Source organism: Allobosea sp. RCC_152_1 (assembly GCF_041360765.1).
Taxonomy (GTDB): Bacteria; Pseudomonadota; Alphaproteobacteria; order Rhizobiales; family Beijerinckiaceae; genus Allobosea; species Allobosea spartocytisi.
The window spans coordinates 223,307-245,013 of the sequence record NZ_JBFUPU010000002.1; the positions used below are offsets into that span (position 1 = coordinate 223,307).

Sequence of the window (21,707 nt, forward strand, 5' to 3'; positions counted from 1 at the left end):
CGTCAAAAACGAGGGGATATCATGACCGAATACGACTCGCGTGGAATGACATTTCGCCGCCGCGATCTGATGGCGCTGGCTCTCGGCGCCGGCGCGGGCGCCGTGCTAGCGCCAAACGCCGGTGCGCACGCTCAGGGCAAGGGCGCCGCGCCGCCTGCCAAGCCGCGAGGCCAGGTGATCGCCGGCATTTCCCAGGAACCCACGGTCTTCAATCCGCTGATGCCCGGCAGCGAGGTCGATCAGGGCGTCTGGTGGCAGCTCTTCAGCCCGCTCTGGTTCATCGACCCGGCAGGCCGCTTCGTTCCGGATCTCGCCCGCGAAGTGCCGAGCGTCGCCAATGGCGGCATCTCGGCCGACGGGCTGACCTGGAAGATCAAGCTTAGAGGCGACGCGAAATGGCATGACGGAACGGCGTTCACCGCCGAGGACGTCAAGTACACGCTCGACCTGATCAACACGCCCGGTTTCCGCGCGCGTAACCGGGTCGGTCACAGCCTCGTCAAGGACATCGTCATCGTCGCGCCCGACGAGATCCATTGGCGCATGGAGCGCGCCTACTCACCCTATCTGTCTATCCTGGCGCTGACCTTCATCACGCCTGCGCATATTCTCGGAAAGGCAAGCGATCCGAATACCGCGCCCTTCAATAACGCGCCCGTCGGCACCGGCCCGTTCCGCTGGGGCGAGCGTGTCGCTGGCGACCGCGCGCTGCTGCACGCCAACCCCGCCTATCATGGCGCCGGCCCTTACCTCGAACGTATCGTCTTCAAATACATTCCCGATCTGACTGCGCTCTACACCCAGTTCAGGACCGGCCAGGTCGATTATCTCGGCATTGGCGGCATTCCCGCTCACTTCGCCAAGGAAGCCGAGGCGTTGAAGGGCCCTCGCGTGATCCGCTCGCCGACGCCCTTCATCGAGCACATCGCGCTCAATCTCGAATTCGGTCCCTTCGCCGAAAAGCCCGTCCGGGAAGCCCTCTACCTGGCGATGGACAAGCAGGCCCGCATCGACGCCATCTATTATGGGCTGCCAGTTGCGACCGAATCCTTCCTGCCTCGCGAGTCATGGGCCTTCGAGCCCGATCTTCCGGTGCACAAGCACGACCCAGCGAGGGCCAACGCGCTGCTGGATGCGGCAGGCTGGAAACGCGGCGCGGACGGCATCCGGCAGAAGAACGGGCAGCGCCTCTCCTTCTCCAATTCGACCACGACCGGCAATCCGGCGCGCGAGCAGTCGCAGCAGCTCCTGCAGCAGGACTGGGGGCAGATCGGCGCGGAAATGCGGATATCCAACATGCCGGCGGCCGTGATCTGGGGCGAGTTCTGGCAGAAGTCGAAATTCGAATCCGTGACCGTCGGCTCCAACTTCATGATCGGCAACGATCCGGACGTGACGCCGCGCTTCGGCAGCCGCTCGATCCCCGCCAAGCATGGCGCCGGGCTGAATACCTATCAGTATCAGAACCCGGAACTCGACCGGCTCTTGGAACTCGGCTCCAGCCAGTTCGACCAGCAGGAGCGCAGGAAGACCTACGGACAGGTCCAGCGCATCGTTCGCGACGATCTCGTCTTGCTGCCGGTCTATCAGTCGGTCATGGCCGAAGGGGTCAAGGACGGGCTGGCCGGCTTCGCGGCCAACATCAATTGCTCGTCCAATTGCTGGAACATGCGCGACTGGTACTGGGCTGGCTGAGCCCGTATCTGACCGGACCCGCGAGGATGACAAGATCTTGAGCGCCTTTCTTCTGCGCCGTTTCGGGCAGGCCGTGCTGTTGCTCTTCATCGTCTCGATGATCGGCTTCGCCATCCTGCATCTGGCTCCGGGCGGGCCGTTATCGCAATTCGCCGCCGGCGGCGACATGTCGCAAGAGGACCTCGACCGTATTGCCGAGCAGCTCGGCCTGAACCGGGCTTTGCCGATCCAGTACGCCGAATGGCTATGGCGCATGCTCGCCGGCGACTGGGGCCGCTCCTATCGGGACGGCCAGCCGGTGCTGCACATCATCGGCTCGCATATCGGCGCGACGCTGGAATTGATGCTGACATCGACGCTGCTCGCCATGCTGATCGGCGCATGGATCGGAATCCTCGGGGCAATCCGCCGCTACTCGCTCTTCGATTCTCTCGCCACCATCGGCGCCATGATCGCGCTGTCGATCCCGACCTTCTGGTTCGGCCTGGTCGTGATCTACGTTTTCTCGGTCGGGCTTGGCTGGCTGCCATCCGGTAACCGCTACACCATCGGGGACGGCTCCCTGCTCAACCAGATCCACCATCTGATCGGGCCGGTCATGGTGCTCGCGCTGGTCTCCACCGCGGTCTGGAGCCGCTACATGCGCTCCTCCATGCTCGAGGTGATCAACCAGGATTATGTCCGCACCGCCCGCGCCAAGGGCCTCTCCGAGCGCTCGATCCTGGTCCGCCACGCCTTTCGCAACGCATTGCTGCCCATGATCACCATCACTGGCCTGCATGTGCCGATGCTGCTCTCCGGTGCCCTCGTCACCGAAACCGTCTTCACCTGGCCCGGCATGGGGCGGCTCTTCCTCGATTCGATCAGCTATCGCGACTATCCGGTCGTGATGGGCGTCTTGATGTTGAGCGCCGTGCTCGTCCTGCTCGGCTCTCTGATCGCCGACCTGCTCTACGGCATCGCCGATCCCCGCATTTCGAGGAGCGGTTGATGAGCGTCAGTGATCTCGACCGGGCCGCCGTGCTGCCGCCCGAGCGGCTCTGGAACAGTCCGGGCTTCAGGCGCTTCCGCCGCCACAAGCTCGCTGTCTTCGGCGCAACGGCGATCGTCGCCCTCACGCTGGCCTGCGTGATCGGGCCGTGGCTTCTGCCCTACACCGACACATATATCGACATTCGAGCCCGTTTCGCTCTGCCCTTCACGGGCCCGCACATCCTCGGGACCGATCCGCTCGGTCGCGATATCCTCGCACGCTTGCTCATGGCGGGGCGGATTTCGCTCGCGGTCGGCTTCTCGGCCATGATGATCGCCATGGCGATCGGCATTTGCATCGGCCTTGTCGCGGGCTTCTACGAAGGCGTGGTGGGCGCCGCGCTGATGCGCTTCGTCGATGCGATGCTGTGCTTCCCCTCGATCTTCCTGCTGCTCGCCATCTCGGCCTTGATCCAGCCCTCTGTGGCCTCGATCGTGATACTGATTGCGGCAACCTCCTGGATGGAAGTTGCTCGCGTTGTCGAGGCGCAGATCCGTGCGTTGAAGACACGCGAGTTCGCGCAGGCCGCTGTCTCCTTTGGCGCATCGCACAGCCGCATCATGTTCCGCGAACTGCTGCCCAATGCCATCGCCCCGATCATCGTCGCGGCGACCTTGAACGTCGCCCATGCGATCCTCGCCGAAAGCTACATCTCCTTCCTCGGCTTCGGCATCCAGCCGCCGACGCCGAGCTGGGGCAATATGCTCGAAAGCGCGCAGAGCTATCTCACCAGCGCGCCCTGGCTCGCCATTTTTCCCGGCATCGCCATCACGCTCGCCGTGACGTCTTTCAATTTCGTTGGCGACGGACTGCGCGATGCGCTTGATCCGAGAATGGATCTGCCCTGAAAAGGATGGCTGAAGTTCCGCTGAGGAGGCCGAAATGAGCCGCAGATTGCCGTCCCTGAACGCACTGCGCTGCTTCGAGATCGTGGCAGCCCAACTCAGCATCAAGAAGGCCGCGCTCATCCTGAACGTCAGCGAGAGTGCCGTCAGCCGTCAGGTCAAGATCCTGGAGGACCAACTCGGCGCCCCCCTCTTCATCCGGAGCCACAACGGGCTCGAGATCACCGATGAGGGCCGCAGGCTCGCACTCAGCGTGAAAGAAGCGTTCGACCACATCGCGAACGCCATCGATCCGTTCCGGAACGAGCGCAACGCGGTCACGATCAAGGTGCTGCCGACCTTCGCACTACGCTGGCTGCTGCCGCGGCTCAGGACGTTCCAGGAGCGGCACCCTCTGATCAAGGTGAATGTCCATACGCGTCTCAACGACATGACGCTCAACGACAATGATGCCGACCTCGGCATTCGCTACGGCATTGGCAACTGGCCTCAAGACTGCGCAACGGAACTCTATCAGGAATGGATCCTGCCGGTCTGCGCGCCGGATTACCTGACGGGGCATGCTGACGGCGAGACCGATCTGGCAGGCGCGACCCTGCTCCATCCCCTGCCGGACCGGCAGGACTGGGTGACGTGGTCGGAGAAATCGGGAACCGGCCTCGATGCACGTGGCGGCCTCGACTTCGATGCGTTGGACATGGCGTTGAGCGCAGCCGAATGCGGCCTTGGGGTCGCCATGACCGACGTCGTCCTGGCGCACCAGGCGATCCAGTCCGGCCGGCTCGTCACGCCGATGCGCAAGGCCGTCCCGACCGGCTTTTCCTATTATCTGGTCCGGCCGCCCGAGATGCGCCGCCGGCGCGAGGTGGTGGTGGTCGAGGACTGGATCTGCAGCGAGATCGAAGGCGCCCGGGAGCTGGTTCGCCGTTACGCATCGTGAACGGCCTGCCTCTGATCTTTAGAGGCGAGCTTCGCAAAACGGCCATCGACGACAAGGGGGATCGGGCAGCTATCTGACCGTCAGGACAAGTTTGACTGACCGAGGTGGCTCCGATGGTTTCTGCCCGTTCCCCGCTGGAAGGCGTTCTCGTGGTGGCTATCGAGCAAGCCGTCGCCGCCCCGTTTTGCACCTCGCGCCTCGCCGATGCGGGGGCACGCGTCATCAAGATCGAGCGGCCGGAGGGCGATTTCGCCCGACGCTACGATAATGTCGCCAACGGTCAAAGCAGCTACTTCGTGTGGCTGAACCGGGGCAAGGAATCGCTCGTCCTCGATCTCTCCGCGCCGGAGGACAAAGCCAAGCTCGCGGGACTGATCGCACAGGCCGACATCCTCGTGCAGAACCTGAAATCCGGTGCGCTCGCCAGGCTGGGTTTCGCGACCGAAGAGCTGCGTGTGCGACATCCCGGCCTGATCTGCTGCTCGATCACCGGTTATGGCGAGAACGGCCCACTCGCGGATCGCAAGGCCTACGACCTGCTGATCCAGGCCGAATCCGGATTATGCTCCATTACCGGCGGCCCCGAGGAGCCGGCCCGCGTCGGAATCTCCATCGTCGATATCGCCACCGGCGCCACCGCGCACGCCGCGGTCCTGGAAGCCCTGATCGCGCGGGGCAGCACCGGCGAGGGTGCCGATATCCACATCTCGATGTTTGACGTGATGGCGGATTGGTCGACCGTACCGTTGCTTCACCAGGAAGGCGGCAGACCGCCGCAGCGCATCGGCATGGCCCATCCTTCGATCGCACCTTACGGCGCCTTCGCCACCCGCGACGGCAGGCCGATATTGATGTCGATTCAGAACGACCGGGAATGGGCCAAGTTCTGCGAACTGTTCCTCCGGCAGCCGGATCTGGTTACCGACCAGCGCTTCGCAACGAATGTCGACCGCGTCCGCAACCGGCTCGAGACCGATCGGATCACCGCGGAGGCCTTCGCAAGGCTCGATGCACGCGAAGCGGGCCGGCTCCTCCTCGAAGCCGACATCGCCTTCGCCAGCGTCAACGACATGGCCGGGCTATCGCAGCATCCGCATCTGCGACGCATCACTGTCCAGACGCCGGCGGGGCCGGTTGAACTACCTGCCCCTGCCCTGGTCCTGGCGGGCATTGGACGTGAATACGGCCCGGTTCCCGCCATCGGCGAGCATAGGGTGCTGCAGGATTGAGAAGAGGCATGGCCGACATTTCAGCCGGGTGAATCGTGGCGTTGGCCGACGCCATTGGCCATCAGGACGCAAGCGGATTGCCCTGCCTCTCTTTTTTAGAGGCTGGCCTCTAGAAAAAGATATCGACGCCAAGCCTACCCTTCTGGATACAACAAGTATCGTAGATCGAGGGGCGCCCTGTCTCATCTTCTGTGTGTCGTCACAAGTTTTTGATGGTTTGTTTTGAGTAATTAAAATATATTAGTTGCATTATTGGCACAAGTAATTTTCATTATTCATTTTCATTTACAGTCAGATTGACGCCTAAACATCAATTACCTCAAGCATGCGGCGAAGATAACGTCGTTATTCTCGCTGAATTATTGAGGCAAAAATGAAGGTCGATCAGCTAACGAGGGCGTCAACCGCGCTCGCCGAGCCCAGCCATGTGAAAGCCGCGGCAACCGGTGCATGTCTGATGACCGCCCTGGTTATCGTGAGCGTTCCGCTGGCAACGATCGCCGCCCGGGCTCAACAAGGGCAGAGTCAGCTCCAGCTCGACGAGATCGTCGTGGAAGGGGCAGGCACATCGCAGGTGCCGCCAGCTTTCGCAGGGGGGCAGGTCGCAACCGGCGCCCGCCTCGGCCTGCTCGGCAATACCGACATCCAGAAGTCGCCGTTCAGCGTCACCAGCTATACTGATCAGTTCATCCGTGACCGCCAGGCGCGGACGGCCTCCGAGGCGCTCGCCCTCGACCCATCCGTGCGCGCGACCCAGGGCACCGGCGCGCCATTCGACTCGTTCTATATCCGCGGCTTTCCCGCGAACGAGGGGACGAGCGGTGAAATCGCATTCGATGGCGTCTACGGCGTGGCACCGAGCTTCCGCATTTTCTCCGATTATGCCGAGCGCATCGAAGTCTTGAAAGGGCCTTCGGCAGCGATCACCGGGGTTTCGCCGAATGGCGGGATCGGCGGCGTCATCAACATCGTCCCGAAACGCGCCGAAGAGGACCTGACGCGCGTCACGCTAAACTATGCTTCGAATGCGCGGCCCGGCGGTCAGCTCGACTTCGCCCGGCGCTTCGGTGCCAATCGGGAGTGGGGCCTGCGGGTCATCACCAGCCTGAGCGACGGCAGGGCAGCTCTCGATCATCAATCGGAGCAAAGCGGCGTTGGCGCGCTCGCCCTCGACTATCAGGGCGAGCGGTTCCGCGCCTGGGCCTATTTTCTGGCCCAGGCAGATCGTTTCAATGCGCCTGCCCGGCCCTTCTTCATGCAGGCCGGGGTGCCGGTTCCGAAGGCGCCTGATGGCCGCCGCAATGTGACCCAGCCATGGGAATATTCGGACGTCGACGATCGCGGCGGCTTGCTGTGGATGGAGTACGACGTCGCCGACGGCATCACACTGTTCGGCAATGCCGGGGCCTCGCATACCGGCGTCGAACGCTATTTCGCCTCGGCCGCGACGATCACCAACCTGCGCGGCGATACCGTCACGGCACCGCAATTCTACGGCCTCGGTGTCGACCGTCAGACCTTTGAGGGCGGTGTACGGGCAAAATTCGAGACCGGCTTCATCAGGCATGCACTGACCGTGCAGCTCTCTCGATACCATGAAGAGACATCGCGCGAGTTCGCCGCTGCCCGTGGCTCCTACGCCTCGAATATCTACAACCCGGTGCGCGTGCCGGAGATCGCGCCGCTGCGTATCGGCTCGCAGGCGCGTCTGTCCGACAGCACGCTGACGGGCGTCTCGGCGGCGGACACGCTCTCGGCTTTCGACGAGCGCGTTCTGCTAACGGTCGGCGTGCGCCGGCAGAATGTCGAGGCCCGCAACTACGTCTCCAATGTCGGTACCTTGGCCTCTTCCTACGATAAGAGCGCCACGACACCCTTCGTCGGCCTCGTCGTCCGGCCCTGGGAAAACGTCTCCTTCTACGGAAACTATGTCGAGGGGCTGAGCCGCGGCGACATCGCGCCGGTAACCGCGAGCAACGCCGGCGAGATCCTCGCCCCTTATGTCGCCCGTCAGGTCGAGGCAGGCGTCAAGCTCGACTACAGCGGCTTCGGAGCCTCGCTCGCCGCGTTCCAGATCACGCGGCCGATTGGCGAACTCAGCCCGGCGCGCACCTTCACTGAAAGCGGAGAGCAGCGTGTTCGCGGCCTCGAGCTCAATGTTTTCGGCCAGATCACATCGCAATGGCGGGTGCTGGGCGGCCTGACCCTGCTCGACGGAGAACTCACACGCACAGCGGCTGCGGCCAATATCGGCAATACACCGATCGGTGTGCCTCGCATCCAGCTCAATCTCGGCACGGAATGGGATGTGCCTTGGGTCCCCGGCCTTACCCTCAACGCGGCGGTCATCCATACAGGCAAGCAGTTCGTCGATGCGGCGAACAGCCAGGCCTTGGCGGATTGGACTCGCCTCGACCTGGGGCTGCGCTACGCGACGCAGTTCAACGGTCGCAAAACCACCTTCCGTGCCAATGTCGTGAACGTGACGGACGCGAAATACTGGGCTGGCGCGGCGTCCTTCGGCACCTTCACGCAAGGCGCTCCAAGAACCTATCTCCTGTCGATGTCCGCGGATCTCTGATGACGTCATGCCTTCGCCCGTCCCGCCGGAATCTGCTGGGGGCTCTCGGCATCGGCTTGCCGCTCGCGGCAGCTTGTCGGACCTCCGCAGCGCCGATCACCGTTACCGATGTGCTCGGCCGCAAGGTCGCTGTCGAGTTGCCCGTTCGGCGTGTCCTGCTCGGCGAAGCGCGGCAAATCCACGCCATCGCGGCCTTGGACCGTGACAACCCTTTCGCCCGCATCGTCGGATGGGGAGAGGATTTCGAGAAGGCTGACCCCGACAGCTACCGCATCTATGTCGAACGCTACCCGCAAGCCGCCGCGCTGCCAAAGTTCGGCAGCGCGGCGGCAGGAAGCTTCGATATCGAGAAGGCGATTTCGCTTCAGCCCGATGTGCTGATCCTCAACTTCGAAGCGGAGCGCGCCAGTGCGGAGATGCAGCTCGTCGAAAAGCTCGCCTCGGTTGGTGTCGCGGTGCTTTATGTCGATTTTCGGCACGCCCCGCTCCGCAACACCGAGCCTTCGTTACGCGTGCTGGGGCAATTGTTTGGACGCGAAGACGTCGCTGAACGACTGATCGCCTTCCGAGCGGATCAGATCGCGCGCGTGACGAGCCCGATCGCGGCGATGCCGGACTTGAAGCGCCCGCTGGTCATGCTGGACCGCATTCCAGGATACTCCGACGGCTGCTGCATGAGCTTCGGCAAGGAGAATTTCGGCCTAATGGTCGAAATGGCCGGCGGCCGCAATCTTGGTTCGGAACTCCTTCCGGGAACCTTCGGTACGATCAACCCCGAAACGATCATCGCCCGAGACCCCGATGTCGTCATCGTGACGGGCGGCAACTGGGACACGCTTGCGCCAGGCGGCGAATGGGTTGGCCTCGGCCCGGGCGCTGATCTGTCCGTAGCCCGTCGCAAACTCGCAGCCCTCGCGCAGCGCCCGGCATTCATGCATGGCAAGGCGGTCGCTGAGCGGCGCGTCTATGCCATCTGGCACCAGTTCTACAACAGCCCCTACCAATTCGTGGCGCTTCAGCGCATCGCACGCTGGCTGCATCCCGAGCTTTTTGGCGATCTCGATGCAGATGAAACGCTGCGCGAACTTCACGAGCGCTTTCTGCCAATCCCCTATCGACCTGGCTATTGGGTGGAATTGAAAGGCGACAATTGATCACGCATCGCGCCAAGCGAACCCCGCGATCTCTGGTCCTTGTATTTCCCGTGCCCAAAGAGAGAAGGCAGGGCCTCCGACGCCGAACTTGAGGCCATTTTCGGTTGGCGTGGCGGCCGGATGGCATCGCTCTACACCCGCCAAGCGAATCGCGAACGGCTGGCGAAACAGGCAGCGGCGAAGCTCTTGCCGGGACGGGATTAGAACATGCTATTCCCGTACCTTGAATTCCGGCGCGAGATTTCGTTAATTTAGCTGAAGAAAATCAGACGCTTAGAAATTATAATGGTGGGCCGGGCCGGACTCGAACCGGCACCGGCGCTGTTATGAGCAGCGAGCTCTAACCATTGAGCTACCGGCCCGTCTCTCGCCTACAGCATCGGGCCGAAAAGTGGAATCCGCTTTTTCCTAAAAGCCGATGCTGCGTCTTTTTCCGAAAAGCCGATGCTGCGTCGGACGTCATAGCGGGGCGGGCTAGGCCGTCCGGCGTCTCCGGCGCAAAACACGAAAAAGCCCCGCGGATCGGTCCGCGGGGCCTTTCAGATCGTCCGGTGTCCCGACGTTCGCGCTCAGGCGGCCTCGTGCAGGGAGGCCTTGCCGCCATGGCCGCCGGCGTGCCCTTCCCGGAACTGGAAGCGGGCGATGTGCTCGGTCAGGGCCCGCGTCTGCTCGTCGGTCAGCGCCAGCGCCGCATTCGTCTCCTCGACCAGCGCCGCGTTCTGATGCGCCATGGTGCCGATGCCGTCGATCTCGGTGTTGATCGTCGAAACGTCGGTGGCCTGGCTCTTCGCCGTCTGGGCGATGCCGTTCATCAGCTTCGTCAGCTCGTTCACCGAGCCCATGATCGCGCCGAACATCGCCGAGGTCTCCTCGACCAGGCCGACGCCGACCCGGACATCGCCATGGGCCGCCTCGACCAGCTTCTTGACGTCGTTGGACGCATCGGCCGAGCGCTTGGCGAGGCTGCGAACCTCGGTCGCGACCACGGCGAAGCCCTTGCCGGCATCGCCGGCCCGCGCCGCTTCCACCGCCGCGTTCAGCGCCAGCAGATTGGTCTGGAAGGCGATCTCGTCGATCATCGCGATGACCTCGGAGATCTTGCTCGAGGACTGGCGGATGCGCTGCATCGCTTCCAGCGCCGAAGCGACGACCTTCTCGCCCTGCTGCGCGCGCTCCTCGGCGCCCTGCGCCATGCCGGTCGCCTGCGCCGCCTCGCTCGCGGTCTTCTTCACCGTGCCGGCGAAGGCGCCGAGCTGGTTCGTCGCCATCGAGACGGCGTTGCTCTCCTCGCTGGTACGCTCGGCGAGGTCGGTGACGCCGTCGAGGATCTCGCTGGTCGCGCTGCGCACCGCCGAGACGGTCTCGGAGAGCCGCGCCAGCGTGCCCTCGAACTCGTCGGCGAGCGCGTTGGTGCCGTCCTTGAGCTCGGCGAAGGCGCCCTGATAGAGCCCCTCGATACGGGCCGAGAGATGGCCGGCCGAGAGCTCGGCGAGCACCTCGCAGGTCTCGGACAGGCCGGTCTGCACGGTTTCGAGCAGGGTGTTGACCGAGTCCGCCAGGGCGTTGAGTTCCGCATCGGCGAACTGCGCGGCGACACGCTGGCTGAAATCGCCGGCGGCGGCGGCGGCGACGACGACGCCGAAGGCCTCGCCCAATTCCTGCATCATCTGGCGGCGCTGTTCTTGCGCCTGCTTCTGGTCCTCGACCTTGGCAATCTCGGCGGCACGCAGCGCGACCGCATTGTCGCGGAAGAGCAGCACGCTCTTCGAAATGTCCGAGATCTCGTCGTTGCCCTTGGTATCGACGGTCGTCTCGAGAGCGCCGTCGGCGATCGCCTTCGTCGCGCCCCAGAGCCGGTTGAGGCGGCCGACGATCATCGGGCGGACATAGAAGAAGGCCAGCGCCAGCGCGATCAGCAGCGAGCCGCCGCCGATGCCGCCGAGCCAGAGCCGGCTCTGGTCGATCAGCGTCGCGGTCGAGGCGCCGGCGGCTTCCGCCCCGTTGCGGGCCGTCGTGACGAGTTCGTTGACCTCGCGGCGGACCGCATCGGCGGCCTGCTGCGTCTCCTTGAGCCCGGCCTGGATCGCCGCGCGCGTCTTCAGCTCGCGCTCGCGGATCGCGATCACGCTTTCATTGCCCTCGCCGAGAGCGATCACCGCGTTGACGGCATCGGCGCGCGCCGGATTCGCCTGCAGCTTCTCCGCCTGGGCGAGGAAGCCGCGGACCTGATTCAGGGTGGCGTTGAACCGGGACTTGCCGGTGTCGAGCGCCGCGCGGTTGTCGACCTGCGAGATTTCGCGCAGCAGGCCGACCATCTCGCTGATCTGGAGCTGGAGCGCCTGGGCCGTCTGCAGCGTGGCGAGATCCTTGTCGATGATGTTGGCCAGCGCCTCCTCGACCTCCTTGCCGGTGAGCTGGGTCGCGCTGGCGATGTTCATCTTGACGTTGAACTGGGCGTCGCCCGTCTCGAAATCGGCGAGCGCGGTGAATCCTTCACGGGCCTTCGACAGCTTCTCGAGCGTCTTGGCCTGCTCGGCCGCGTTGCGGAGCCTGTCACCGGTCAGGTCGTTGATGTCGTTGATCTGGCGCGAGAGCGTGTCGATCGCCTGCTGGGCCTTCCCCTGATCGACCTTGCCCTGCTGCGCGATGCGCCGCAGCAGGTCCATCTGCCGCCCCTCGACCTTGTCGAGATCGGCGGTCAGCGCCGAGCGATCCTGGATGGACTCGACCTCGCTGAAGCGGGCAGCGAGCGCCGTCGACTGCGTGGCGGCCTGCGACAGTTCGAGCGCCAGCTCCACGACCGGCATCTTCTGCCCGACGAGGTCGTCGACCGTCGCCTCGACGCGGTTATAGGAGAGCCACGCGACGGAGGAGGATACGAGGGTCAGCGCCGTCAGCGTCCCCAACGCGGCATAGATCCGGGCGGCAATGCCGATCCGCATCGGCTTGCGCTCGCGCGCAGGCTTGGCTTTCGTCATGAAGTCGTTCTCCGGATCTCACGCAACGCTGGAAAAGGATTTCAGAAGCGGAAGCCTGGCCCGGTCCATGTCGCGTCTCCCATGCGGCACAGAATCCGCTGCCCGGCCGGCCGGATGGCCGGTTGGCAGGTAGGCCTTGCGAGATCGGACGGACATGCATCTACCCCGGACCGGTGTTCCGGTCTTGTCGGGGCGCACTATGGCGAAGTGCCTTTTAAGGAACGTTTAAAGTGGATTCTTTTGAATCACCGCGTCCGAGATCAGGTTCATCAGCCGTTAGGATTTTCAATCCGTGCGGGGCACCGGCCGGGGGCGGCCCTCCTCGTCGATCGCCACGAAGGTGAAGGTCGCGTCGGTGACCTTTTCGTGCAGCGTCGTCCGGAAGCGCTTGGCCCAGGCCTCGACGTGGATCTTCATCGAGGTCCGGCCGATCGACTCGATTTCCGTATAGACGCTCAGCACGTCGCCGACCTTCACCGGATGGATGAAGGTCATGGCATCGACCGCGACCGTCACCACGCGTCCCTGCGCCCGATCGACGCCGGCGATGCCGCCGGCCTGGTCCATGCGCGACATCACCCAGCCGCCGAAAATGTCGCCATTCGAGTTGGTGTCGCTCGGCATCGCGATGGTGCGCACGGTCAATTCGCCGCGGGGCTGCTCTTCCGGTGCATCGGCCGCTCGGGTCATGGTCGCTCGTCGCCTTCGTGATGGGGAATCTGTCGGCGATGATGGCGGGCGGGAGCGAGCCCGGCAAGCGGGGTGAGCCTTTACCCCTCGCGCCTTTGCGGGCGAGGATGATCGCGAGGCGTCACGGAGGAGAACGACCATGCCCGGCCAGAAGCCGCTGATCTGCATCTCACTGCGTTATCTCGACGGCCCGCGCATGGTGGATTGGCTGATCGAGGCCTTCGGCTTCGAGAAGCATGCTGCCTATTATTCGGAGGATGGCAGGACGCTGCTCCATGGCGAATTGCGCATGGGCGACTGCTTCGTCATGCTCGGCTCGTCCGAGGGAAACGAATTCGGCAAGCTCGTCTCGCGCCCGGCCGAGCTCGGCGGCACGACCGCCTCTCCCTATATCGCCACCGACGACATCGACGCCCGCTGCGAGCACGCCCGCAAGGCCGGCGCCGAGATCTGCATGGAGCCAACAGACCAGCCCTATGGCAGCCGCGACTTCATCTGCAGGGATCCGGAGGGCCATCTCTGGTGCTTCGGCACCTATCGCCCCGCGACCTGAACGCGCTGCTCCGATTGCTGGCGTGTCCGCAGGATCAGCCAGCAGGCGATCGCGAGATTGACCAGGTTCCAGGCCAGCCCGTTGAGGAAGGCCATTCGGTAGGAGCTGAAATAATCGAAGATGACGCCGGAGAGATAGCCGCCGGCCGCCATGCCGAGCACCGTGAAGGACATGACGAGCCCGATGCGCATCCCGGCCTGCCGCGCCGGCAGGTATTCGCGGATGATGACCGCGTACATCGGCACGATGCCGCCCTGGAACAGGCCGAACAGGGCGCTGACGATGTAGAGCGACGAGAGCCCGTCGAACCAGAGATAGAGGAACAGCGCTACGCCCTGCATCAACGAGCCGATCAGCAGCGTCGCCGTGCCGCCGATGCGATCGGCCACGAAGCCGGAGCCGACCCGGCTGACGATGCCGAGCAGCATCATCAGCGAGAGCATCTCGGCACCACGCGCCACGCCGTAGCCGAGATCGCCGCAATAGGCGACGATATGGACCTGCGGCATCGCCATCGCCACGCAGCAGGCGAAGCCGGCGACGCAGAGCAGGGCCTGGAGCTGATTGGCGCTGAGGCCGAGATCGCCGCGCACGCCGGCGCTATGGACGTCGGCGCTGGCGAGCGTGGCGGCCGTCGGCTGGCGGCGGAAGAACGGCGCCAAGGACAGCATGATGACGAGCGCCGTCACCGCGATGCCGAAATGGGTGACGCGCCAGCCATGATGCGCGAGCCCCCAGTTGATGACCTGGGGCCAGACCACGCCGGCGAGATAGCTGCCCGAGGCGCCGCAGACCACCGCGAGCCCGCGATGCCGGCGGAACCAATGCGACAGGTCGGAGATCAGCGGCGAGAAGCCAGCGGCGCTGCCGATTCCGATCAGGAGCCCATGTGCCGCCGCGAACTGCCAGAGCGAATGCGAGAGCCCGGCTGCGGTGTATCCGGCCGCGAGCAGCAGCCCCCCCACCACGATGGGAACCATGATGCCGTAGCGATCGGCGATCCGGCCCATCACGACATTGCCGGCACCGAAGCCGAGCATGGCGCAGGTATAGGGCAGCGTGGCGCCGGAACGCAGCGTATCGAACTCGCCCTGCATCGCCGGCAGCACGACGACGACCGACCAGGAGCCGACGCAGGCGACGGTGCCGACCACCAGCGCGAGCACCAGGCGCAGCCAAGCATAGGGCGAATCGGGCTCGTAGCGCCCGGCGTCTCGAAGGGAACCTTGGGTCATGCGTCCTCGATAGCCGGTTCTGATGCGGCCTTGTGGCAGGATTAGCAGCAAGCGCCGGCCGAACAAGCGCAAGCGGCACAGCCCCGCCGCGCGCCGGGTGGTGGTGTCGTACCCGCTGTCTCGGCCCGCGGCTTGACCACAGCCCATGGCCGCGAACAATGCGCAACGTTCCGGAGCGCCCGACCATGACGAGGATCTGCATCTACGGCGCCGGCTCCATCGGCTGCTATCTCGGCGGGCGCCTTCTCGCCGCCGGCACCGATACCCGCTTCGTCGGCAGGCCGGCGGCCGGGGCTGCGCTGCGCGAGCACGGCCTCACCGTCACGCATTACGACGGTCGCCGCTGGACCGTTCCGCCGGGCAGCATCGCCTTCGCGACCGAGCCGGAGGGTGCCGCCGGGGCCGATCTCGTCCTGCTCACCGTCAAATCGGGCGGTACGGCCGCCGCAGCGGCCGAACTGGCTCCGGTCCTCGGTGCCACCGCCACCGTCGTCAGCTTCCAGAACGGCATCGGCAACGGCGATATCCTGCGCGCCGCGCTGAAGCAGACGGTGCTCGACGGCATGGTGCCGTTCAACGTCGTCAACCCCGCGCCGGGCCAGTTCCACCAGGCTTCGCAAGGCGACCTCGCCCTGCAGGCAAGCCCGGCGGGGCGGCCCGATCTCTCGGCCTTCGCGCAGGCAGGCCTGCCGCTCCTCCGCCACGCCGAGATGGCGCCCGTCCAATGGGCGAAGCTGCTCCTCAACCTCAACAACGCCGTCAACGCGCTCGCCGACAGGCCGCTGCGGGAGGAGCTGTCGCAACGCGATTACCGCCGCTGCCTCGCCTTGGCGCAGCGCGAGGCGCTAGGCCTGCTGTGGCAAGCGGGGATCGTACCGGCGAAGCTGACCCCGCTGCCCGCGAGCTGGATTCCGACACTGCTTGGATTGCCGGACGCGATCTTTGCCCGTCTGGCGAAGCGGATGCTCGCCATCGACCCGCAAGCCCGTTCCTCGATGTCGGACGATCTCGCCGCCGGCCGCGCGACCGAGATCGATTGGATCAATGGCGAGATCGTCAGGCTTGCCGGGCGCCTCGGCACCTCTGCGCCCGTCAACGCCCGGCTTTGCGTTCTCATCCGCGCGGCCGAAAAAACGCATCCGCGGCCTCGTTGGACCGCGGATGCGCTTCTGGCGGAACTCGAGGCCGCCGCAGGTTGAGGCGTGTCAGGCTGCCCTGCGCTCATGGCGCCCTTCCCTGACCTCCTCGATGATCTTGGCGACGAAGGCCGGGAGATCGTCGGGCTTGCGCGAGGTGACCACGCCCTTGTCGGTGACGACCTCGCGGTCCTCCCACAAGGCGCCGGCATTGAGCAGATCCTGCTTCAGGGTGGGCCACGATGTGAGCTTGCGCCCCTTGGCGATGCCGGTGTCGATCAGCAGCCAGGGGCCGTGGCAGACGGCCGCGACGATCTTGCCCTGCGCGAAGAATTCCTTGATCAGCGCGAGGGCCTTGTCGTTGCCGCGCAGCGTATCCGGGTTCATCTGCCCGCCCGGCAGCACGATGGCGTCATAGTCCTTGGCGCCGACCTGATCGAGCGTCTTGTCGACCTTGACCGGCGTACTCCAGTCTGTGTGCTTCCAGCCCTTGATCTCGCCGGCCTCGGGCGCGACGACATGCACCGTCGCCCCGGCCTTCTTCAGCTCCGCATGCGGCACGTCGAGCTCGGATTGCTCGAAGCCATGCGTCGCGAGAATCAAAATCGTCTTTCCGGCCAGATTGCTCATGGCGTTCTCCTTCATCTCGGGGTGAGATCAGGAAACCGCTCGGGGCCGGCATCGTTCCCGGAGCCAGCCGCGGCAAAATCGCTCAGCGGAAGATGCGCTCGCCTTCCATGTCGACGATCTGCTGCCCCTTGATCAGGGTGAAATCGGCGGCTTCCGCCTGCCCCGGAAAGCGGTCGGCGCGAACGAAGCGGTGAGTCTTCGTCTCGCCGTCGATCGCCTTCTCGATGATGCCGCAGAGCTGGTACTGCCCGCCTTCCTGATAGGGCGTAGCGTGGATGGTGAAGCCGTTATGCTCGATGCTCTTGACCGGTCCGGCCGGCTTCTCCTCGGCCTGCTTGCCGCCACCGAACAATGTTTTGAAGAAAGACATGGAACCTCCGCACGCGTTGGGCCTGATATAGAGCATTTTCGAGCGAAGTGGGTACCAGCCCGCATGAGGAAAATGCGACGGGGCAGCGAGCCGGGGCAGCTCAACAATTCGGACGAACGCGAAAGCGCCCAAGGCAGGAGACGTGCCGGGGAGAACCTCGTTTGCGCCCGTCGCGAACCGGCCCCCCTGCCCGCCCTCCGGCTTGAACCGCGTCTCGCAGCTTCCCACATCAAATATGTCCAGGGCAGTCGCAAGGCTTCCCGACATGATCCCGCCCAGCGGCCGCTTCCGGACAGGGAGAATGGCCATGACACTCATCAAATCGACACTCCGCAAATTCCTGGTCGTCGCGGGACTGGCCGGCACGCTTCAGGCCTTGCCCGCCCTTGCCCAGCAGCCTGCTCCGCGCGGGCCGCCCTGCGCCGAACGCACCCACATCGCCGAGAAGCTGCAGGAGACCTTCCGCGAGCGCGTCGTCGGCAGCGGGCTGGCGGATAGCGGCCTCCTGTTCGAGCTTTATGTCGGACCGGCCGGCACCTGGACGCTGCTCGTCACGACGCCGGGCGGCGTGAGCTGTCTCATCGGTGGCGGCGACTCCTGGGAGCCGCTGCCGACACCGGAAAGCTTTGCGGCGCAATAGATGGCTCGATCGGAGTGTCCGATACGCGAGCCTCAGACGGACAGGTGCAAAACGATCTCGCGTCGGTGCGGGCTCGCCCGGTGCTCGAACAGATAGATGCCCTGCCAGGTGCCGAGCGCGAGGCGCCCGCCCATCACGGGAATCGAGAGCGAAACGGCGGTCAGCGCCGCCTTGATATGTGCCGGCATGTCGTCCGGCCCCTCGGCGCGGTGAACGAGATAGCCCATCGCCGGATCGTCCGCCGACGGCACCAGCCTTCCGAAAAACGCATCGAGATCGCGCCTGACATCCGGATCGGCATTTTCCTGGATCAGCAGCGAGCAGGAGGTGTGACGTACGAACAGCGTCAGCAGCCCCTCCGGCTCGTCATGGGCGCCGACGAAATCCGCCGCCTGCCGGGTGAACTCGTAGAGCCCCGCCCCTTGCGTCGCGATGGTGAGGATCCGCTGGCGGGACATCGCGCTCAACGCTCGGTCAGCGCGAGCTTGGCGCCGAGCGCGACGAAGGCGGCTGCGAAGCTGCGGCGCAGCCACGCCATCACCGCCGGGCGGCTGACGACCTTGTCGCGCATCGCCGCCGCGAAGAAACCGTAGAGCGCGAAGACGACGAAGGTCATCGCCATGAACACGCCAGAGAGTTCCAGCATGCGCGCCAGCGGGTGCGCCTCCCCGGCCGCGATGAACTGCGGCAGGAAGGCGACGAAGAAGATCGAGAGCTTCGGATTGAGCAGGTTGATGGCAACGCCGTCACGCAGCACGTGCCAGGCCGAGCGCGCATCCGGCTTCGCCTCGACGGTCAGCGCGCCATGTTCCTTCAGCGTCTGCCAGGCCATGTAGAGCAGATAGGCGACGCCGGCATATTTCACGACGGCGAAGGCGAGCGCGCTCGCATGCAGCACCGCCGCGATCCCCATCAGCGCGGCGACCAGGTGCGGCACGATGCCGAGCGTGCAGGCGAGCGCCGCAATCACGCTCGCCCGCGCGCCGCGCGTGAGGCCGGCGGCGATGGTGTAGAGCGCGCCGGTACCGGGCGATGCGACGATGATCAGCGAGGTGAGCAGAAATTCGATCGACATGAAGGAAAGCCTCCCGAACGGCGTGCCGGTCCAGCAAGCCTCCTTGCACCGCTGAGATCAAGCTCTCTCGCGCGGAAATACGGCTCGATACGACCCACTAGTGCGCCTGCCAGAAATAGAGCTGGCCGCCATGCCGGTTGCCAGCCAGCCTGTCCTCCTGCGCGACGATCATGGTGCCGTCGAACAGGTCCCAATGGTCGCCACTTGTCCATTGGAAGAACAGGAAGGAGTGGTTCTTGTCGCCGCTCGTCTGGTAGCAGTTCTCCAGATAGAGCACGCCCTTCCGGCCGAGCACCTTGGGGGTGACGTCCTTGCAGACGCCCTCGATATCGGCCGGGCCGAAGGCCCGCTGGACGCGCGGCAGCAGTTCCGAAGCGCGGATGAAGAACAGCTGGCTGAGCCCGCCGAGCGGCCGCCCCGAGCCGGGCAGCACGCCCGGCTGCGGCCCGCCTGCCAGCGGCGGAGCGCCCTGGAAAGATGTCTTGAGATCCGCATTCATAATGGTCTGGATCGTCGCATCGTCCTGCGACGGCGTCAGGCGCAGCGTATAGCCCATACAGATGGCGCAGCGATTGGTGGCATCGCCGATCGCGTTCTTGGCCCAGGGTCGGATCGTGGCAAAGCGCTCGGCAAGGGCGTCATAGGCGAATGGCAGCATGAAATCTCCGAAATAGACGAAGAATAAGATTTCAACGGGCCGCCGGTCGGCGGGCGGCCGACCTTCACGCTGGCCGGCGCCAGGGCCGGGAACATCCTTCATTCGTGGGAGAAATCGCGGCGTATCGGCGCCAAGACACGGCAACCGGCAAGAAAAAGGGCGCCAGCGGCGCCCTCTTCATCGTCTCAGTTGTCCAGGAAGCTCCTGAGCTTCCGCGACCGGCTCGGATGCTTCAGCTTGCGCAGCGCCTTCGCCTCGATCTGGCGGATGCGCTCGCGGGTGACGCTGAACTGCTGGCCGACCTCTTCGAGCGTATGGTCGGTGTTCATGCCGATGCCGAAGCGCATGCGCAGCACGCGCTCCTCGCGCGGGGTGAGCGAGGCCAGCACGCGGGTCGTCGTCTCGCGCAGGTTCGACTGGATCGCCGCGTCGATCGGCAGGATCGCGTTCTTGTCCTCGATGAAGTCGCCGAGATGCGAATCCTCCTCGTCGCCGATCGGCGTCTCAAGGGAGATCGGCTCTTTGGCGATCTTCAGGACCTTGCGCACCTTCTCCAGCGGCATGGCCAGCTTCTCGGCCAGCTCCTCCGGAGTCGGCTCGCGGCCGATCTCGTGCAGCATCTGGCGCGAGGTCCGCACGATCTTGTTGATCGTCTCGATCATATGGACGGGGATGCGGATCGTGCGGGCCTGGTCGGCGATCGAGCGGGTGATCGCCTGCCGGATCCACCAGGTCGCGTAGGTCGAGAACTTGTAGCCCCGGCGGTACTCGAACTTGTCGACCGCCTTCATCAGGCCGATATTGCCTTCCTGGATCAGGTCGAGGAATTGCAGGCCGCGGTTCGTGTACTTCTTGGCGATCGAGATCACGAGGCGCAGATTCGCCTCGATCATTTCCTTCTTCGCCTGACGGGCCTCGCGCTCGCCCTTCTGGACCATCAGCACGATCTTGCGGAACTCCTGGATCTCCAGGCCGGTCTCGGAGGCGAGCGTGTGCACCTCCTCGCGCAGCTGCTTGATCCGCTCCAGCTCCGCCGCGACGAACTCCTTCCAGCCGCGCGAGCCCAGCTTGGAGACGCGCAGGACCCATTTCGGGTCGAGCTCGCCGCCGACATGCTGCTTGAGGAAGTCCTCGCGACCGACGCCATAGCTCTCGGCCAGGCGCAGCAGGCGCGTCTCATGGCCGATCAGGCGCTTGTTGATGTCGTAGAGCTGCTCGACCAGCGCCTCGATGCGGTTGTTGTTCAGCGAGAGCGACTTCACCGCGGTGATGATGTCGTCCTTGAGCTTCTTGTACTTGCGGTCCTGCGACGGCGAGAGCTTGGTGTTCTCCAGCCGGTTGGCGATGTCCTGGTCCTGCAGGCGGCGCAGCTTCTTGTAGTCGTCGGCGATGGCGTTGAAGGTCTCGAGCACGCGCGGCTTGAGCTCGGCTTCCATGGCCGAGAGCGAGACGTTGTTCTCGAGGTCGTCGTCGTCCATCTCCGGCGGGGTCTCGCCCTCCGGAGTCTCGGCCGGCTCGGCTTCCTCGGCGCCTTCCTCGCCCGCGATCGCGTCGGGATTCTTCCCGTCGGGGCCGGCATAGGTCGCCTCGAGGTCGATGATGTCGCGCAGCAGCACCTTGCCGTCGACGAGCTCGTCGCGCCAGATGATGATGGCCTGGAAGGTGAGCGGGCTCTCGCAGAGCCCGGCGATCATCGCCTCGCGGCCGGCCTCGATGCGCTTGGCGATGGCGATCTCGCCCTCGCGCGACAAAAGCTCCACCGAGCCCATCTCGCGCAGATACATCCGCACCGGATCGTCGGTGCGCTCGCTCGGCTCGAGATTGCGCTTGGTCTCGGTCGGCAGGGTCTGGCGCGAGGCCTCGACCAGATCGCCGCCCTCGACCTCGTCCTCGTCGGCGGCCGCGTTCTCCTTGCGGTTGGCGCGCTCCTCGCCGGCGGCTTCCGGATCCTCGTTGTCGACGACGTTGATGCCCTGCTCGCTGAGCTGGCCGAGCACGTCCTCGATCTGCTCGGAGGAGAATTCCTCGGAAGGCAGAACCTCGTTCAGTTCGTCATAGGTGACATAGCCGCGCTTCTTCGCGAGCTTGATCATCCGCCGGACGGCCTGATCGGTCAGATCGAGCAACGGTCCGTCGGTAGTCGGGGGGGCGTCCGGCACGACCTGATCGGTCTTTTCCCGTTCGCTCGCTTTCGTCGCCATCAATCAGCGCTCCGCACTCTCGCGCCGGCCCTGGAACCACGAGCTCCATACCGACGCATAAAAG

19 protein-coding genes and 1 tRNA gene are annotated in these 21,707 nt (G+C 64.9%); 10 read left to right on the forward strand and 10 right to left on the reverse strand.

Going from position 1 to position 21,707, the window contains the following annotated elements; all coding sequences use genetic code 11:
- The first annotated feature begins 21 nt into the window (after positions 1-21).
- The 7 genes from AB6806_RS07380 (at position 22) to AB6806_RS07410 (ending at position 9,477) form a co-directional block, all read left to right on the forward strand.
- Positions 22-1,695, forward strand: coding sequence for a peptide ABC transporter substrate-binding protein (locus tag AB6806_RS07380; protein WP_370954366.1), 1,674 nt, complete (start codon positions 22-24; stop codon positions 1,693-1,695).
- 37 nt (positions 1,696-1,732) lie between these two features.
- A complete protein-coding gene (locus AB6806_RS07385; RefSeq protein WP_038359004.1) occupies positions 1,733-2,686 on the forward strand; it encodes an ABC transporter permease in 954 nt (317 codons plus the stop codon).
- Positions 2,686-3,576 (forward strand): ABC transporter permease, encoded by an 891-nt coding sequence (locus AB6806_RS07390; RefSeq protein WP_142021747.1) that lies wholly within the window; start codon positions 2,686-2,688, stop codon positions 3,574-3,576. Before AB6806_RS07385 ends, AB6806_RS07390 begins: the two co-directional genes overlap by 1 nt.
- A 34-nt stretch (positions 3,577-3,610) precedes the next feature.
- Entirely contained in the window at positions 3,611-4,513 is a 903-nt protein-coding gene (locus tag AB6806_RS07395; RefSeq protein WP_370954367.1) for a LysR substrate-binding domain-containing protein, read from the forward strand.
- A 113-nt stretch (positions 4,514-4,626) separates the two neighbouring features.
- Complete coding sequence (locus AB6806_RS07400; RefSeq protein WP_370954368.1) at positions 4,627-5,742, forward strand: CaiB/BaiF CoA transferase family protein; 1,116 nt, start codon at positions 4,627-4,629, stop codon at positions 5,740-5,742.
- Positions 5,743-6,199: 457 nt separating this feature from the next.
- On the forward strand, positions 6,200-8,323 hold the full coding sequence (locus tag AB6806_RS07405) for a TonB-dependent receptor (RefSeq protein ID WP_370954369.1): 2,124 nt from the start codon (positions 6,200-6,202) through the stop codon (positions 8,321-8,323).
- Complete coding sequence (locus AB6806_RS07410) at positions 8,323-9,477, forward strand: ABC transporter substrate-binding protein (protein WP_038359013.1); 1,155 nt, start codon at positions 8,323-8,325, stop codon at positions 9,475-9,477. The genes AB6806_RS07405 and AB6806_RS07410 overlap by 1 nt, the downstream gene beginning before the upstream one ends.
- A 286-nt stretch (positions 9,478-9,763) precedes the next feature.
- Here AB6806_RS07410 and AB6806_RS07415 read toward each other — a convergent pair.
- From AB6806_RS07415 to AB6806_RS07425, 3 genes are all read right to left on the reverse strand, one after another.
- A tRNA-Ile gene (locus AB6806_RS07415) sits at positions 9,764-9,839 on the reverse strand.
- A 207-nt stretch (positions 9,840-10,046) separates the two neighbouring features.
- A complete protein-coding gene (locus AB6806_RS07420) occupies positions 10,047-12,455 on the reverse strand; it encodes a methyl-accepting chemotaxis protein (protein WP_142021743.1) in 2,409 nt (802 codons plus the stop codon).
- Between the two features lie 285 nt (positions 12,456-12,740).
- A complete protein-coding gene (locus AB6806_RS07425; protein ID WP_038359016.1) occupies positions 12,741-13,145 on the reverse strand; it encodes an acyl-CoA thioesterase in 405 nt (134 codons plus the stop codon).
- 139 nt (positions 13,146-13,284) lie between these two features.
- On the opposite strand from AB6806_RS07425, the gene AB6806_RS07430 reads away from it, so the two are divergent.
- Positions 13,285-13,698, forward strand: coding sequence for a VOC family protein (locus AB6806_RS07430; protein ID WP_142021742.1), 414 nt, complete (start codon positions 13,285-13,287; stop codon positions 13,696-13,698).
- Here AB6806_RS07430 and AB6806_RS07435 read toward each other — a convergent pair.
- Positions 13,680-14,933, reverse strand: coding sequence for an MFS transporter (locus AB6806_RS07435; RefSeq protein ID WP_142021741.1), 1,254 nt, complete (start codon positions 14,931-14,933; stop codon positions 13,680-13,682). The two genes, AB6806_RS07430 and AB6806_RS07435, sit on opposite strands and share 19 nt — an antisense overlap.
- Before the next feature lie 185 nt (positions 14,934-15,118).
- Between AB6806_RS07435 and AB6806_RS07440 the strand changes: the two genes are divergently transcribed.
- Positions 15,119-16,132 carry a 2-dehydropantoate 2-reductase gene (locus tag AB6806_RS07440; protein WP_142021740.1) on the forward strand — a complete coding sequence of 338 codons (1,014 nt, stop codon included), beginning with the start codon at positions 15,119-15,121 and terminating at the stop codon, positions 16,130-16,132.
- A gap of 6 nt (positions 16,133-16,138) precedes the next feature.
- Here AB6806_RS07440 and AB6806_RS07445 read toward each other — a convergent pair whose 3' ends face one another.
- On the reverse strand, positions 16,139-16,699 hold the full coding sequence (locus AB6806_RS07445; RefSeq protein WP_142021739.1) for a type 1 glutamine amidotransferase domain-containing protein: 561 nt from the start codon (positions 16,697-16,699) through the stop codon (positions 16,139-16,141).
- An 82-nt stretch (positions 16,700-16,781) separates the two neighbouring features.
- On the reverse strand, positions 16,782-17,069 hold the full coding sequence (locus AB6806_RS07450) for an HlyU family transcriptional regulator (RefSeq protein ID WP_038359023.1): 288 nt from the start codon (positions 17,067-17,069) through the stop codon (positions 16,782-16,784).
- Positions 17,070-17,376: 307 nt separating this feature from the next.
- Here AB6806_RS07450 and AB6806_RS07455 point away from each other — a divergent pair, with 307 nt between their 5' ends.
- A complete protein-coding gene (locus tag AB6806_RS07455) occupies positions 17,377-17,709 on the forward strand; it encodes a hypothetical protein (RefSeq protein WP_370954370.1) in 333 nt (110 codons plus the stop codon).
- A 32-nt stretch (positions 17,710-17,741) separates the two neighbouring features.
- Here AB6806_RS07455 and AB6806_RS07460 read toward each other — a convergent pair whose 3' ends face one another.
- From AB6806_RS07460 to rpoD, 4 genes are all read right to left on the reverse strand, one after another.
- On the reverse strand, positions 17,742-18,167 hold the full coding sequence (locus AB6806_RS07460) for a secondary thiamine-phosphate synthase enzyme YjbQ (protein WP_142021737.1): 426 nt from the start codon (positions 18,165-18,167) through the stop codon (positions 17,742-17,744).
- 5 nt (positions 18,168-18,172) lie between these two features.
- Entirely contained in the window at positions 18,173-18,784 is a 612-nt protein-coding gene (locus AB6806_RS07465) for a LysE family translocator (RefSeq protein WP_112762682.1), read from the reverse strand.
- A gap of 97 nt (positions 18,785-18,881) precedes the next feature.
- Complete coding sequence (locus AB6806_RS07470) at positions 18,882-19,442, reverse strand: hypothetical protein (RefSeq protein ID WP_370954371.1); 561 nt, start codon at positions 19,440-19,442, stop codon at positions 18,882-18,884.
- Between the two features lie 185 nt (positions 19,443-19,627).
- Positions 19,628-21,643, reverse strand: a complete 2,016-nt coding sequence (gene rpoD / locus AB6806_RS07475; RefSeq protein ID WP_038359035.1) for an RNA polymerase sigma factor RpoD — start codon at positions 21,641-21,643, stop codon at positions 19,628-19,630.
- Positions 21,644-21,707 lie beyond the last annotated feature (64 nt).

Coding starts and splice junctions, on each gene's coding strand:
- AB6806_RS07380 (WP_370954366.1), top strand. CDS start 22: ATGACCGAATACGACTCGCGTGGAATGACATTTCGCCGCCGCGATCTG.
- AB6806_RS07470 (WP_370954371.1), bottom strand. CDS start 19,442: ATGCTGCCATTCGCCTATGACGCCCTTGCCGAGCGCTTTGCCACGATC.
- rpoD (WP_038359035.1), bottom strand. CDS start 21,643: ATGGCGACGAAAGCGAGCGAACGGGAAAAGACCGATCAGGTCGTGCCG.
- AB6806_RS07460 (WP_142021737.1), bottom strand. CDS start 18,167: ATGTCCCGCCAGCGGATCCTCACCATCGCGACGCAAGGGGCGGGGCTC.
- AB6806_RS07430 (WP_142021742.1), top strand. CDS start 13,285: ATGCCCGGCCAGAAGCCGCTGATCTGCATCTCACTGCGTTATCTCGAC.
- AB6806_RS07410 (WP_038359013.1), top strand. CDS start 8,323: ATGACGTCATGCCTTCGCCCGTCCCGCCGGAATCTGCTGGGGGCTCTC.
- AB6806_RS07440 (WP_142021740.1), top strand. CDS start 15,119: ATGACGAGGATCTGCATCTACGGCGCCGGCTCCATCGGCTGCTATCTC.
- AB6806_RS07405 (WP_370954369.1), top strand. CDS start 6,200: ATGACCGCCCTGGTTATCGTGAGCGTTCCGCTGGCAACGATCGCCGCC.
- AB6806_RS07435 (WP_142021741.1), bottom strand. CDS start 14,933: ATGACCCAAGGTTCCCTTCGAGACGCCGGGCGCTACGAGCCCGATTCG.
- AB6806_RS07455 (WP_370954370.1), top strand. CDS start 17,377: ATGACACTCATCAAATCGACACTCCGCAAATTCCTGGTCGTCGCGGGA.
- AB6806_RS07445 (WP_142021739.1), bottom strand. CDS start 16,699: ATGAGCAATCTGGCCGGAAAGACGATTTTGATTCTCGCGACGCATGGC.
- AB6806_RS07450 (WP_038359023.1), bottom strand. CDS start 17,069: ATGTCTTTCTTCAAAACATTGTTCGGTGGCGGCAAGCAGGCCGAGGAG.
- AB6806_RS07395 (WP_370954367.1), top strand. CDS start 3,611: ATGAGCCGCAGATTGCCGTCCCTGAACGCACTGCGCTGCTTCGAGATC.
- AB6806_RS07390 (WP_142021747.1), top strand. CDS start 2,686: ATGAGCGTCAGTGATCTCGACCGGGCCGCCGTGCTGCCGCCCGAGCGG.
- AB6806_RS07420 (WP_142021743.1), bottom strand. CDS start 12,455: ATGACGAAAGCCAAGCCTGCGCGCGAGCGCAAGCCGATGCGGATCGGC.
- AB6806_RS07425 (WP_038359016.1), bottom strand. CDS start 13,145: ATGACCCGAGCGGCCGATGCACCGGAAGAGCAGCCCCGCGGCGAATTG.
- AB6806_RS07465 (WP_112762682.1), bottom strand. CDS start 18,784: ATGTCGATCGAATTTCTGCTCACCTCGCTGATCATCGTCGCATCGCCC.
- AB6806_RS07400 (WP_370954368.1), top strand. CDS start 4,627: ATGGTTTCTGCCCGTTCCCCGCTGGAAGGCGTTCTCGTGGTGGCTATC.